The 12,534-nt window shown below is 68.3% G+C and carries 13 protein-coding genes and 1 pseudogene; 7 read left to right on the top strand and 7 right to left on the bottom strand.

The features are described from left to right. Nucleotides 1-232 (top strand): annotated as a pseudogene (locus GKO32_RS37115) (hypothetical protein); the annotation flags it as partial. 136 nt (nucleotides 233-368) lie between these two features. After that, entirely contained in the window at nucleotides 369-1,199 is an 831-nt protein-coding gene (locus tag GKO32_RS37110; protein WP_154761590.1) for an SDR family NAD(P)-dependent oxidoreductase, read from the top strand. Here GKO32_RS37110 and GKO32_RS37105 read toward each other — a convergent pair. Genes GKO32_RS37105 through GKO32_RS37090 form a run of 4 tightly spaced genes read right to left on the bottom strand, consistent with a single transcriptional unit; the run spans nucleotide 1,194 to nucleotide 4,568 of the window. Continuing rightward, nucleotides 1,194-2,210: an alpha/beta fold hydrolase gene (locus GKO32_RS37105; protein ID WP_154761589.1), complete on the bottom strand. Its 1,017-nt coding sequence runs from the start codon at nucleotides 2,208-2,210 to the stop codon at nucleotides 1,194-1,196. The genes GKO32_RS37110 and GKO32_RS37105 overlap by 6 nt on opposite strands. A 35-nt stretch (nucleotides 2,211-2,245) precedes the next feature. Continuing rightward, nucleotides 2,246-3,079, bottom strand: a complete 834-nt coding sequence (locus GKO32_RS37100; protein ID WP_154761588.1) for a beta-keto acid cleavage family enzyme — start codon at nucleotides 3,077-3,079, stop codon at nucleotides 2,246-2,248. A 22-nt stretch (nucleotides 3,080-3,101) separates the two neighbouring features. Continuing rightward, entirely contained in the window at nucleotides 3,102-3,953 is an 852-nt protein-coding gene (locus tag GKO32_RS37095) for a fumarylacetoacetate hydrolase family protein (RefSeq protein WP_154761587.1), read from the bottom strand. Between the two features lie 33 nt (nucleotides 3,954-3,986). Next, entirely contained in the window at nucleotides 3,987-4,568 is a 582-nt protein-coding gene (locus GKO32_RS37090; protein WP_154761586.1) for a VOC family protein, read from the bottom strand. 146 nt (nucleotides 4,569-4,714) lie between these two features. Here GKO32_RS37090 and GKO32_RS37085 point away from each other — a divergent pair, with 146 nt between their 5' ends. Together GKO32_RS37085 and GKO32_RS37080 are read left to right on the top strand one after the other, a co-directional pair. Further along, on the top strand, nucleotides 4,715-5,404 hold the full coding sequence (locus GKO32_RS37085) for a GntR family transcriptional regulator (protein WP_154761585.1): 690 nt from the start codon (nucleotides 4,715-4,717) through the stop codon (nucleotides 5,402-5,404). 54 nt (nucleotides 5,405-5,458) lie between these two features. After that, nucleotides 5,459-6,118 (top strand): nitroreductase family protein, encoded by a 660-nt coding sequence (locus GKO32_RS37080; protein WP_154761584.1) that lies wholly within the window; start codon nucleotides 5,459-5,461, stop codon nucleotides 6,116-6,118. 38 nt (nucleotides 6,119-6,156) lie between these two features. Here GKO32_RS37080 and GKO32_RS37075 read toward each other — a convergent pair whose 3' ends face one another. Continuing rightward, nucleotides 6,157-7,449, bottom strand: a complete 1,293-nt coding sequence (locus tag GKO32_RS37075; RefSeq protein WP_312869256.1) for a chloride channel protein — start codon at nucleotides 7,447-7,449, stop codon at nucleotides 6,157-6,159. 437 nt (nucleotides 7,450-7,886) lie between these two features. Here GKO32_RS37075 and GKO32_RS37070 point away from each other — a divergent pair, with 437 nt between their 5' ends. Together GKO32_RS37070 and GKO32_RS37065 are read left to right on the top strand one after the other, a co-directional pair. Then, nucleotides 7,887-8,519, top strand: coding sequence for a GAP family protein (locus GKO32_RS37070; RefSeq protein WP_166459853.1), 633 nt, complete (start codon nucleotides 7,887-7,889; stop codon nucleotides 8,517-8,519). A 93-nt stretch (nucleotides 8,520-8,612) separates the two neighbouring features. After that, nucleotides 8,613-9,491, top strand: coding sequence for a hypothetical protein (locus GKO32_RS37065; RefSeq protein ID WP_154761581.1), 879 nt, complete (start codon nucleotides 8,613-8,615; stop codon nucleotides 9,489-9,491). On the opposite strand, the gene GKO32_RS37060 is transcribed toward GKO32_RS37065, so the two are convergent. Next, a complete protein-coding gene (locus GKO32_RS37060) occupies nucleotides 9,421-9,675 on the bottom strand; it encodes a lipopolysaccharide assembly protein LapA domain-containing protein (protein WP_166459852.1) in 255 nt (84 codons plus the stop codon). The genes GKO32_RS37065 and GKO32_RS37060 overlap by 71 nt on opposite strands. A gap of 246 nt (nucleotides 9,676-9,921) precedes the next feature. Here GKO32_RS37060 and GKO32_RS37055 point away from each other — a divergent pair, with 246 nt between their 5' ends. Continuing rightward, a complete protein-coding gene (locus GKO32_RS37055) occupies nucleotides 9,922-10,335 on the top strand; it encodes a DUF1622 domain-containing protein (protein WP_154761579.1) in 414 nt (137 codons plus the stop codon). 11 nt (nucleotides 10,336-10,346) lie between these two features. Here the strand turns inward: GKO32_RS37055 and GKO32_RS37050 are convergent. Then, on the bottom strand, nucleotides 10,347-12,534 hold a 2,188-nt coding region (locus GKO32_RS37050), incomplete at its 5' end, for a bifunctional polysaccharide deacetylase/glycosyltransferase family 2 protein (protein ID WP_312869254.1).

Here is a 12,534-nt window from a genome sequence, read left to right as displayed (position 1 = left end):
CCTCCTCGTCGACACTTTCGAGGACAAGCTCGAGGTCGTCGCCGACGGGCGGGCCGTCGCGATCGTGCCGGCCGACGACCGGCGCAGCACCCTGCGCGACGACCTCGCCACCATCCCCGTCGAGGGAATCGACCCCTGTCAGGTGGCCGTCGTCACCCGTGCCGCCGACCGCAACCCGCTGGTCGCCCACTTCCGGGAATCCGCGAAGAACTGCCTCGGCCGAGACACGTAAGAGAGCATCGGTCGTCGATCTCCGCCACCGTCATGCACCCGGTGCATCGCGAGTTGCCGAACAGGACTTGGACAGGGCGGCTCAAAGAGCTGTTGGCTATTCAATGAACCACGCCACGCTCGAAAGGCTTTTCCCTATGACTGCCGATTATCGTGCACAGACCGTTCTCGTCACCGGGGCGAGTTCCGGGATCGGCGCCGCCTACGCGAAGGCGTTGGCGGCGCGCGGCTCGAATCTCGTGCTCGTCGCCCGGCGCGCCGAGCGGTTGACGTCGATGGCGGACGAACTGCGCCGCACCCACAACGTCCGGGTCGAGGCGATCTCCTTCGATCTTTCCCACCCCGAGGTCGGCAACGAGCTTCGCAAGGCTGTCGCCGACCGAGGCGTGGAAGTCACGAGCCTGATCAACAATGCCGCGTTCGGTACGTTCGCGCCGTTCGCCGACGAGGATCCCGGACGCCTCGCCGCGGAGATCGCCGTCGACGTCACGGCGCCGGTCGAGATCACCGCGGCGTTCCTGCCACAGATGGTGCACGCCGGCAACGGCTTCATCATCACCATGGCCGGCGTAACCGCCTACTTTCCTTCCCCCAGAATGGCCGTCTACAGTGCCGCCAAGGCATTCGTGCTCAGCTTTACCGAATCACTCTGGGCGGAAATGCGTGGCACGGGCCTCACCGTATTCGCCGTGTGTCCCGGCGCCACCGCGACGGAGTTCACCACCGGGATGGGGCCGGCGGCCAGCGTGTTGACCTCCGGAAAGACGCGCACGCCCGAAGATGTCGTCGCCACCGCCTTGGCCCACCTCGAGCGCCGGAACCCGGGCCCGACCGTCATCGACGGGCGTTCCAACCAGCTCGGCGTGCTCATGAGCCGGCTCATGAGCAGGAGCGCAAGCGCCAAGATGATGGAGCGCGTCTTGAACCCGGACCGTGCGGCCGATGAGACCTCGCGGACAAGCTCATAGCCCGAACGAATCCTTGAGCCAATTCGCGATCGCCGCGTTGACTTCGGCAGGTTTCTCCAGGGTGAGCCAGTGGCCCGCATCGATCGTGACCTCGGTGAGATCGTCACATGCCGCCCGCATCGGGTCGGCGAACCCTGTGTCGACCGTGTCGCAGACCCGGTCCATCGCGGCGTGGACGAACAGGACAGGAAGGGAAAGCCGATCGTCGTCGCGTGCGGGTTCGGCGGGCCGCAGGTTCCCGCCCGCGTTGGCGTACCACCGGTTCCCGCCGAGGAATCCGGTCTTCTGGTAGGCCCGGACGAGCGTGCCCAGCATCTCTTGGGAGAGCACCGCATCGTCGCGTTCCATCCGAGGCGCTCGCCGTTCTGGTCCGAACCACCCGCGCTCGGCCCGGACCGTCGCGGTGAAGGCCGGCTTGCCGAGCGCCTCGGGATCGCCTCGGCGCAGCCACGCCACGAAGGTCGCCTCCGGGTCCGCCGCGAACTCCTCGCAGACGAGCTCTGGTTCGTCGATCGCGAACTGCATGTATTCCCATTGGCCGAGCGGGAACTCGTCAGCGGGGTAGAGGCTCCGATCCACCAGCGGTACGGCGCGTGCAAAGCTGAACCCGTTCGGAAAATAGGGGACGGTGAGACTGATGGCGGCCCGGCAACGCTCGGGCCGGCCCGCGGCAATGGACCAGACCACCCCGCTTCCCCAGTCATGGCCGACCCACACGGCGGGCCGCCCGCCGAGCGCGTCGTGGAGTTCGACCATGTCTTCGGTACTCTCCGAGATGGCGTAGGCCGCCACGCCGTCCGGGATCGACGAGCCGCCATAGCCGCGCATATCGGGGGCGATGCAGCGCCAGCCCCGCTCGGCGAAGTAGTCGATCTGCGGCCGCCATGTGGCGCCGAGCATGGGGAAGCCATGAAGGAAGAACATCAACGGACCGTCCGACGGCCCGGCTTCCAGATAGGACGTCGTGTGCCGCGGCGTGGTCAGCACGTGGGTGCCGATCTCTCTGCCCATCGGGAGTTTCTCCTTTGATCGCACGTGGTTCGAGGTTACGAGGCCGACGCGCCGACGTCAGCGAGTCGCAGTGCGGCCGCCGTGGCTGCGGTGTCGGCGATATCGCGGTTGAGGGACCGGGCCAGTGCCGCCGCGCGTTCCACGAGCGGCAAATTGCCCTCGGCGAGGACCCCGCGTCGCAGGTGCAGCGTGTCCTCCAGACCCGCGCGGACGTTGCCACCGAGCGCGAGCCCGATCGCGCCGAGTTCGAGGTTGGTCCGGCCGACGGCGATGACCTGCCACACGGCACCCTCGGGGAGGCGGTTCACCATCGTGAGCAGATTGTCCGGCGTCGCGGCCATGCCACCGGCCACACCCAGCACGATGGAGAACTGGAGTGGTTGGTGGGGGAGCAGTCCCTCGTCGCGAAGGCGCAGGCATGCGTCGAGATGGCCGGTGTCGTAGATCTCGAGTTCGGGCTTGACGCCGAGCTCGGCCATGCGCGCGGCGAGGCGCCGCACGTCAGTCGGCGGGTTGGAAAACTCGACGTTGCCGAAGCTCATGCTGCACGGGTTCAAGGTCGCCATGCGCGGCCGGAGTTCCACCAGTTTCTCCCGCTCGGCGAACGGCACACCCGGACCGACGCCGGTCGAGAGCTGGATCAGGATCGGGCAACGTTCGCCGATCAGATCCATCGTGCGACGAGCGATATCCAGGTCCGCGGTCGGGCGGTCCTCCGCGTCGCGCAGATGGATATGCGCGACAGCCGCCCCAGCCCGGAAAGCTGCCTCGACCGCATCGGCTATTTCGTGCGGTTGTGTCGGAAGCCAGGGATTGTCGGCCTTGGTGGCAATCGGCCCGGTAGGAGCGACGGTGATCACCGTGTTCATCTGGTTGCCTTTCGCCAGGGTGTCAGGCGGTTTCCGGTGCGAAGGTGTGGCGCATCGTGCCGATGCCCTCGATGCGGCTTTCCAGCACATCGCCGATCCGCAGGAACCGAGGCGGGACGCGAGTGCCGCCGATTCCGCCGGGTGTGCCCGTCATGATCACGTCACCGGGGTAAAGAATTGTGCTGGCCGACAAATACTCGATGATCTGCTCGATGGAGAAGATGAAGTCCGAGGTGCGCGCGTGCTGGACTTGTTCTCCGTTGACCAGACAGGTCAGCTCGAGGTCAGCAGGATTGTCGAACTCGTCGGCCGTGACCAGCACCGGTCCGGTCGGACCGAAGCCGGGCAGCGACTTGCCCAGCACGTACTGCGGTGTCCCCTTGGGCCGGAGTTGGATGGTGCGGTCGGACAGGTCCTGGGACACCGTGAGGCCGGCGACGTGGTCCCAGGCCCTCGACGCCGGGACGCGGCGCGCGGTGGCTCCGATCACGACCGCCAGTTCGATCTCCCAGTCGACGGTATCGGTGAACATCTCGATCGTGTCGTACGGACCGGCGACGGCCGCGCGCAGCTTGTCGAAAATCATCGGGTGTTCGGGAAGATCGATGTGCGCTTCGGCGGCGTGCGAGGCGTAGTTCACGCCGACCGCGAGAGTCTGGCGTGGCGCGGGCGAAGGCGGGCCGATCTCGGAGGACCGGATCGTGACGTCGGCCTCCGCATCGGTGGTCCTCGCCCAGGCAAGCACATCCGCCCAGCGCTCGAACGCCTGCGCCGGATCGGCCGGAAGCGAGCCACCGCTGGCGCGGTGGACGTCGACGCCGCGGTCGTCGTCAATGACCAGCGTCAGCCGGCCGCCGTGATTCATGAACCTCATCGCAGAACCTTCCTGTCGTGGGCAACGGGGTGATCAGGCGGTTTCCGCCGCCGCGAACAACTCCCAGGGGTGCGGCAGCCGCGGGCCGGACAGCGCCCATGCGCGGCGGATCAACTCGGCGACCGGCGCACCCTGCGCCCGGGCCGCCACCATGAGGTCGACGTCGAACGCGGGGCCGACCGGGTCCGCGTCGTACTCCGGGCCCTCCATGTAGGCCGTGGCCTCGTCCGGGATGGGGAAGTTGTCGATCTGCATCTCGGCGTAGTTGCCGTCCGGATCGCGGTAGTACAGCGAAGTGGTGACCCCGTGCTGCACGGGGGCCACTGGCCGGATCCCTTGCTGGGCAAGGCTTTGGTAGCGCTCCAGGAGTCCGTCGAGATCGTCGAAGGTGAACGCCACGTGATGCATGCCGGGAGCGCTCGGCGGTCGCACCTGTTCCGGGCCGGGCAGCGTCAGCAGCGCGATGCGATGGTGCTCGTCATCGAAGGTGATGAAGGTCAGCCCCTTGCCCGAGTAGACGACGTGGCCGTCCAGCAACCTGCAGTACCAGTCCGTGAGCACGTCAGGCTGGGCAGTCTGCAGAACGACGTGGGCCAACCGCGGTGTCGACACCATGAGGTCCTCCTTTGCGGTTGCGATAGCGCGCACATTACCGAACGAACTTATAGGATCTCAAGCATCTGATAGCAAACCGTAGATCTGATATGTTGTCGTCGTTCTGATAGGATAAGCGCGAACTGCGGGATCGTAGAGGGAGGCCGATGAGCCCCGGGAGACTGTCGGCGAACAGCAAGCTGTCGGCTGTCGACGTCGCGGTGCACGAGATCCGCCGGCTGATACTTTCCGGCACCCTGCCACCAGGAAAACCTTTCGTGGCACAGAGTTTGGCGGAGCGGATAGGTGTCAGTCATGTGCCGGTGCGGGAGGCGCTGCGCAAGCTGGAGGCGCAGGGCCTGGTGTCCCTCAGCCCGTCACGGAGCGCCATCGTCAATCCGCTGCACGCCGAGGATCTCCAGTCCATCTACCGGATGCGACTGTGGATCGAGCCCCGGCTGGCCGCCCTTTCGGCCCCGTCGCGGACCGCGGTCGAGCTGGCGATGTTGGAGGATCAGCTCGAGGGCATGTTCCGGCTGCCGGTGACCGAGGAAAGCTGGCATGGTCATGCCGAGTTCCACCGCCTGTACGTCCTGCCGGCGGCCCGCAACTGGGAACTTCGCATCCTGCAGGTCCTGTGGGACGCCTCCGAACGCTTCACCCGCCTGGCGTTCGATCCCGTCGAGGCGCCGCCCGCCCAGCTCGAGCACAACCGGGCACGGCACGCGCAACTCCTCGACGCGGCAAGGACTCGTGACGCCGGCGCGGTCGAGCGTGAACTCGAGGCACACCTCGAGGAGAACCAGGCAGCTGCCCTGCGGACGCTCGAATCGCTCTTCTCGCGCGACGCCGACTGACCCCTGCAGGCAGATTAGTGCCTTCGAGGCTACGACTGATCAAGGAAGTCCTTCATGAGTTCTTCTCCGCGGTTCGACCTGTCCCAGACCGACCGGTTGTTGTCGACGACCCGTTCGGTGCGCAAGCGCCTCGACCCGGCCCGGCCCGTCCCTGCCGAGGTGATCCTGGACTGCCTGCGCCTCGCCGTGCAGGCACCGACCGGTGGCAACGGCCAAGCCTGGCGGTGGGTGGTGGTCACCGATGCGGCCAAGCGGCGGGAGCTGGCCCGGCTCTACCGCGAGAGCGGCAGGGATTACCTGCAGTCGGCGAACGACCAGGCGAGCCACCCACAGACCCGGCGGGTGTACGAGAGCGCCCTTGTCCTGGCCGACTCCCTGGCTGACATTCCGGTGCACGTGATCCCCTGCATCGAGGGCAGGGTGGAGAACACCCCGAACGTCGCGTCCGCCTCCCATTTCGGGTCCATCATCCCGGCGGCATGGAGCTTCATGCTCGCGCTGCGTTCCCGGGGACTGGGATCGGCGTGGACGACGCTGCACCTGTCCAAAGAGGAGGAAGTGGCGTCGCTGCTCGGGATTCCCTACGAGTCCGTTACCCAGGTGGCGCTGCTGCCGGTGGCCTATACGACCGGAGGTGACTTCCGCCCGGCCGCCCGGCCGCCGGTGGAGAACGTCACGTACTGGGATGACTGGGGGTCGGTCCGCGGGGTATGACGCCGCGAAGGAAGGCCCAGCAGGCGAACGATTTTCGGCTATGGCTCGTCATCTCGCTGCGTTGCACCGGCCGTGGCGGCGGGTCGAGGCGTGAGCCTGGAGGTGACCACGTATGCGACGACGGTCGCCACGATCACCAGCGGCATCACGGCCGCGCCGTCGGAAAGCAGCAGCAGGGTCGCCAGCATGACGGAGGTGAGCGGGAGCATGAGCATGCTCGCGCACAGCGCGCCCATGCCCATGGCCACGCCGCCCACGAGCGACATCCCAGGCAGGTGCGATAACGCCACACCGCCTGCGGCGCCGAGGAACAGCGACGGAAAGACGGGCCCGCCACGGAATCCGCTCAGTGACAGGCTGTACGCGAGCCCCTTGCACACCAACAACAGGACGATGGCCCCGACGGAGTAGCCGGACGCGTTCGTGATCAGTGGACCCAGTGCCGTCTGACCCGAGAACAGTACGTCCGACGAGCTCTTGCCGGTGGTTTGCGCATAGCCGATGGCGAGGCCGGCGATGACGATCCCCAGCAGCGGCGTAAGGACGAACGAGCGCTTCTCGACGTGCGGGCGGATCAGCAGCGCGAACCGCCGTACGGCTGTGCCCACGAGCGCGGCGGCGAGTCCGATGGCCAGCGCCCAGCCGAACTCGGCAAGGCTGGGATGGGTGTACGGCGGCAGGTTCGGTATCGAGAGGGAGAACGTGCCCAGACCGGTCCAGGAGTTGAGGCCGACGAAGACCAGCGCCCCGATTCCGGCCGCCAGCAGGCCGGGCAGCAACGTGAGGCTGAGCATCGCTCCACCGAGTCCCGAGGCCTCCATCAGCAGGAACGCACCGAGGATCGGTGAGCCGAGCAACGTGCTGACAGAGGCGAAACTGCCCGCCGCCGCGACGACCGCCATGGCGGGTGCCGGCATGTCACGCCGCAGCAGCCTTCCGGCCAGCACGGCGAGCCCGCCGCCGAGCGCGATCAGCGGCGCCTCGGGACCGAGCACGGCGCCCAGGCACAGCGTCAGCAGCGCGGCCGCCACTACGCCCGGCAGTTCGATCGGAGCCGGTGTCCCGCCCGCCTTGAACCCGTCCGCGGGCGAGTGGCCGCCGGTTCCGGGCAGGTACCGGATCACCCAGGCGACCAGCAGGCCCGCGACGGCCAGCAGCGGCAGCGGCCACCAGGCCGGTGCCGCCGCGAAACCCAGCTCGGCCGGAAGGTGGACGAACAGCTCGCGTTGCAGGTAGCCGACCAGCGCCAGGAAACCGTACGCGGCCGCGGAAATGGGCGCTCCGAGCAACGCCGCCACCAGCAGCAGCCCCACATAGCTCCGGCTACGCACCAAGGCACGTGGATCGGCCCGCGCCGTCATCTCCGCCCGTTCCGCACCGTGGTCAGCTGCCGGCGACGGCGCGCTCAATCGCGTCCTGGACCTGCTCGAGCGTCAGGTGCGCTTGGGCCATCATGACCTCCTCGGGTGTGTATGCGCCTGCACGGTCCGACGTTGCGACCGGTCAGGCATCGCCCAGCGAAGATGACATTCCCTGCCCGGCTGTGCCGCGGGACTGGCCATGGAGAAGCCCAGGTTCCTGGTCTCGCCTACCGGCAAGACAGCCGCCCGGACGGCTCGATCCGGCGGCGTATCAGCCGGAGCGGGCGATGCCTGGTGATCCGGACCCGGCGACCCTGCCCGCACCCCCGGACGTTCCGGCGCGGAGCGGATCGCGATCCTTCCGCGCATCGCGTCGCAGCGGCGCCACGAAGGGAGAAGGTTCAGCGATGTTGGCCGAGGCGCTGCCGGCGGCATTGGGAGCAGCGATCTCCCCGCCGGCCCTGCTGTTCATCGCGTTCCTCCTGGCCAACCCGCGACCCCGAAGCCGGGCGCTGATCTTTTTGACCGGCGCCGTGCTCATCACTCTCGGCGTCGGTTTCGTCGTCGTGCTGGCACTACAAGGCAGCGGGCTCGAGAGCCGCCAGCACCGTACGGTGCCGCCGTGGATCGACCTCTCCCTCGGCATCGTCCTGGTGGCCTTCGCGGTCGTCGTCCGCTTCCGGCCACCGCGCGGGCCCAAAGCGGCCAAACAGCGTCGCGAGCTCGGACTTATCGGTTTGCTGGGCGTCGGTGTCGTGATGTACACGCCGTCGCCGTTGTATCTCGCCTCGCTGCACGCCATCGCCAAAGCCCATGAGCGCGTGCTGGTGGCCGTGCTGAGCGTCGTGCTCGTCGCCGCGATCTACATGCTGGTCATCGAGATACCGATCATCGCCCACGTGATCTGGCCGGACGCGACGATCCGCGTGATCACCGCCGTGAACACCTGGCTGGCCGAACACGGCCGCACGATCATCGTCCTCGTCTCGGCCGGGTTCGGCGCCTACCTCATCGGCTCGGGCATCGCTCACCTGGTGTGAGGGCGGTCCGGATCCTCACCTCCAGCGGATGGCGCCCATCCGGATCGATCCCACGAGTCTGAAATGGACCGTACGGGGAGGAGGAGCCGGCTCGTGGCTGCTGGAACGCGATCGGCAACGCCCGCGCGCCGGGTGTCCTCGATGGTCATTTCGATGGTCGTGGCGGTCGCGGTCGGCGGCGTGTTCGGTCTGCTCCTGTGGTGGCACGGCCGGCGAGTACGCCGGGTCGGACAGCGAACCGGCCGGCTCCCGCGTGTCCGCCGTGCCGCGGTCCTCGTCGCGCTGGCGCTCACCGTCGTCGGCTCCGTCAGCCGGTTCGGGGCGGCGATCACGCCGACGCCCAGTTGCGCCGATCCCGACTACCTCGCTCCAGTGATCTCAGAGCCCGAGAATGACGGCAGTTTCCCCAGTCTGGCAGCCAAGATCGCCACGTGGGTGCCCACCGGACTGGCTCTGCTCTACACCGAGTTGCGTGGTGGCCAGGTCTGCGAATACACCCCGCGCGACTACTACGTCGCGGCCAAGTCTGACAATCTCATGCCCGACGTCGCGGTGAACGTCGGTGATGTCGTCCTGGCCGCCCCCGTGTCGTCCTACCCGCACACGCGCAGCCTCGCCGAGCACGAATCGCGCCATCGCTCCCAATGGGCGTGGTTCACCGTGGCAGCCGGCCCCTTCGCCTTCCCGGTGGCCTACTGGATCGACGAGTTCTTCTTTCCCGGGTCGCGCAACCATTTCGAACGTGCGGCGGGGTTGGCCGACGGCAACTACCGCCCAACCGGGACGGGCCCGGTGCTCGGCTGGCCGCAGATATCGGTACTGGCGCTGCTCGGAGCGACCACCGTGACACTCCTGGTGCGCAGGCGCACGCGTCGGCGCGACGACGTGCCGGGATCGTCGTTCAGCCCCGCCGGGTCTTCCCGGCACGCCACCGGAGGAGGATGCCCACCACCAGGCCGACAGCGGCCATGATCGTCAGGAGAAGCCACAGCGGGGCGGTCACGGTCGCGGTGAAGAAGTAGACCCTGACTTCGGTCCGGTTCTGGACGATGAAGATGATCGCCAGCACGACCACGACGAGCCCGGCGATTTGTCCCGGACCCAGCCGGAACCGCTTGCGGGTGGCCGTGGCGCCTTGCGGCTCGGAAGCACTCATGACAGCCCCTCTCGTCGCCATCCACGCGTGCCGGTTCCAGGATCTGCCGGCTTGCCCGCCGTGACCTCACCTTGCAGGGGTGAAGGATTGGTGCCCGCCCGCTTCTCACGTACGGCGGTTTTTCATCCCGCCGGGGCGAGGAACCTTCACGGCGGATCGCGAATCATCAGCGCCGGCGACGATAGGAGGGGCCGCCATGGAAGATGAGCGCGGCGTCAGGCCGCGGCGAGGCGGGAAGCCGCGCGGATGACCTTCTCCGCGGTGATGGAGCACGTGGCCCAGGGGTTCGAGGCGGCAGGGGCACTCGCCCTGGTCGTGGGACTGCTGTGGTCGCTACTCGTGGCGGTCCGGGTGTGGCGGGAGCAGGGCGGACGGCGGGCCTACCGGGCTCTCCGGGAAACCTTCGGCGGAGTGCTGCTGCTGGGATTGGAGATCTTGGTGGCCGCCGACCTGATCAGGACGGTGGCGGTGACGCCGACCTTGAACAGTGTCGCGGTCCTCGGGCTGATCGTGCTGATCCGCACCTTCCTCAGCTTCTCCTTGCAGGTGGAGATCGACGGTGTGCCGCCGTGGCGCCGCGCCGCCGCCAGTGGGCTCAGCACGATCGCGCATGCCGCACAGGCCAACCGGACCGGCGGGCGAGCGGACCAGCAGCGTTGAACCGGCGGCCATCAGGTCCTGTTCATCGTGATCGGCTCGGTGACTTCGTCCCAGCTGTGCTCCGTGGTGACCCCGCGGATGCCGCGGCGCTGCAGTTTGTGCCACGGCAGCCGGGCGCCGGCGAGCGCGGTCACCACGGACTGAACCACCACGAGGTACATCAGCTGGCGGTAGACGAACTGCTGCAGCGCCAGCACGAGCAACGGTTTCAGCGGCTCGCGGTCCAGCCGGAACGCGATCACACCCGGGATCGCCTGCAGCGCCAGGAACAGCAGCCAGTAACCGAGTATGAGCTGCCACTGTTCGGTGAACAGCCCGAAGATCGCGGCGAGGTCCACCAGTGGGGCCAGTACCGGCAGCAGCACCTGGAACAGCAGCAGGTAGGGCAGCCCGCGCCGGCCGAGCCGGCCGCCCTGCCCACGTTCGATGATCGACCGGCGATGCTTCCAGACCGCCTGCAGGGTCCCGTAGCACCAGCGGTAACGCTGCTTCCACAGCTGTCCCAGGGTGGCGGGTGCCTCGGTCCATGCGATGGCGTGCGGCTCGTACACCACCTGCCAGCCGTCACGTTCCAGTGCCATGGTGAGGTCCGTGTCCTCGGCGAGCGTGTCGACCGGCACCCCGCCGGAGCGCAGGATCGCGGATCGCCGGAACCCGCCCACGGCGCCGGGCACGGTCGGCATGCATTCGAGCACGTCGTACATGCGCCGGTCGAGGTTGAACCCGATCACGTATTCGATGTGCTGCCAGGTGCGGAGTAAACCGCCGCGATTGGCGACCTTCGCGTTGCCCGACACCGCGCCCACGTTCTGGTCGGCGAAGGGCTGCACGAGCGCGCGCACGGCCGTCGGTTCGAGCACGGTATCGCCGTCGACCATCACCACCAGGTCGGTGCGTGCCGCGGCGAGACCGGTGTTGAGCGCAGCCGCCTTGCCGGCATTCTGCTGCCGGACCAGCCGCACTCTCGGCGAGACGAGCTTCGCCGCGATGCCGGCTGTGCCGTCGGTCGACCCGTCGTCGACGATGATCACCTCGACGGGATGGTCCGAGGCGAGCACCGACCGGACGGTGGCCTCGATGCCCGCTTCCTCGTTGTATGCGGGCACGATCACGGTCACCGGCTCGCGCACCGGTCCGCGTTCGGGCGGTCGCCGCCGCACGTGCGCGGCGGTTGCGCCCAGCACGAGGCAGGTGCGCAGGATCGCGAGCACGCCGGCCGTGACCATGAGCACGGGGAGCAGGTTCGCCGCGAAGTCGCTCAAGCCGACGGCGAACACGAACAGCCAGCCCGCCGACCGCGTGCTCAGGTTCGCCGGTGCGTCCCCGGCGGTGATCCCCACCGACCCGCTCACCGTGTCGAACGTCCAGCCTTGCGCTCGCAACGTGGGGATGAGCGCCTCCAGCGCCGCCAAGGTCTGCGCCCGGTCGCCGCCGGCGTCGTGGAACAGCACTACCGCGCCGTGGTTGTCCTTGGGTGTCGCGTTCGTGACGATCTCGTCGGCACCGGGCGTGCGCCAGTCCTGCGAATCGAGGTCGGACAGCACGACGAGCTTTCCGTCGGCGCCGATCCGCTGTACTGCCTGCCATTCCGCGTCGTCAAGGCTGTCGGGGGTCGCGCTGTAGGGCGGCCGGACCAGCGAAGGAACCACGCCCGCGGCGTCGGCGATGGCGAGATCGGTGGCGTGCAACTCGAGGTTTTCCCGCACCGCGCTGGTGCCGCGCAGATCCGCGTGGCTGGTGGTGTGATTGCCGATCTCGTGTCCGGCCGCCAGTACCTGCCGTGTCAGGTCGGGATACTGCGCGACGTGTGCGCCGGTCTCGAAGAACGTGGCAAGCACCTGGTAGCGCGCGAGCACGGCCAGTACCTGCGGCGTCCATTCCGGGTCGGGCCCGTCGTCGAAGGTCAGCGCGATCGTCTTGTCGTGCGGGCGCGCGGCGACCGGCCTGCCTTGGCGGGTGTCGATCACCCCGCCGCCCGAGCGAATCGAGTCCGGGACCTGCGCGGACGGACCGGCGGGCGCGACCTCGCCCCCGTTGAACCCCCCGAACATCAGGGCATGCAGGCCGAGGAGCAAAGCCGTGAACGCCAGCAGCGCGCACAGCATCCACCAATGCGCCTTGGGCGGCGTGGCGACGCGATGTTTGGTCACGGGTGGCGCCCGGTCGTGTCCTTGCCCGGGGGAACGGCGGGGGCGTGGG

Origin of the sequence: Amycolatopsis pithecellobii, from assembly GCF_009707865.1 — a bacterium.
Taxonomy (GTDB): domain Bacteria; phylum Actinomycetota; class Actinomycetes; order Mycobacteriales; family Pseudonocardiaceae; genus Amycolatopsis_E; species Amycolatopsis_E pithecellobii.
Note: the sequence above shows the minus strand (reverse complement) of the source record. Positions and strands in the feature narration are given on the sequence as shown.

Bases quoted from the DNA above. Each gene is read 5' to 3' on its own strand.
- GKO32_RS37110 (WP_154761590.1), top strand. From the start codon at position 369: ATGACTGCCGATTATCGTGCACAGACCGTTCTCGTCACCGGGGCGAGT.
- GKO32_RS37105 (WP_154761589.1), bottom strand. From the start codon at position 2,210: ATGGGCAGAGAGATCGGCACCCACGTGCTGACCACGCCGCGGCACACG.
- GKO32_RS37100 (WP_154761588.1), bottom strand. From the start codon at position 3,079: ATGAACACGGTGATCACCGTCGCTCCTACCGGGCCGATTGCCACCAAG.
- GKO32_RS37095 (WP_154761587.1), bottom strand. From the start codon at position 3,953: ATGAGGTTCATGAATCACGGCGGCCGGCTGACGCTGGTCATTGACGAC.
- GKO32_RS37090 (WP_154761586.1), bottom strand. From the start codon at position 4,568: ATGGTGTCGACACCGCGGTTGGCCCACGTCGTTCTGCAGACTGCCCAG.
- GKO32_RS37085 (WP_154761585.1), top strand. From the start codon at position 4,715: ATGAGCCCCGGGAGACTGTCGGCGAACAGCAAGCTGTCGGCTGTCGAC.
- GKO32_RS37080 (WP_154761584.1), top strand. From the start codon at position 5,459: ATGAGTTCTTCTCCGCGGTTCGACCTGTCCCAGACCGACCGGTTGTTG.
- GKO32_RS37070 (WP_166459853.1), top strand. From the start codon at position 7,887: ATGTTGGCCGAGGCGCTGCCGGCGGCATTGGGAGCAGCGATCTCCCCG.
- GKO32_RS37060 (WP_166459852.1), bottom strand. From the start codon at position 9,675: ATGAGTGCTTCCGAGCCGCAAGGCGCCACGGCCACCCGCAAGCGGTTC.
- GKO32_RS37055 (WP_154761579.1), top strand. From the start codon at position 9,922: ATGACCTTCTCCGCGGTGATGGAGCACGTGGCCCAGGGGTTCGAGGCG.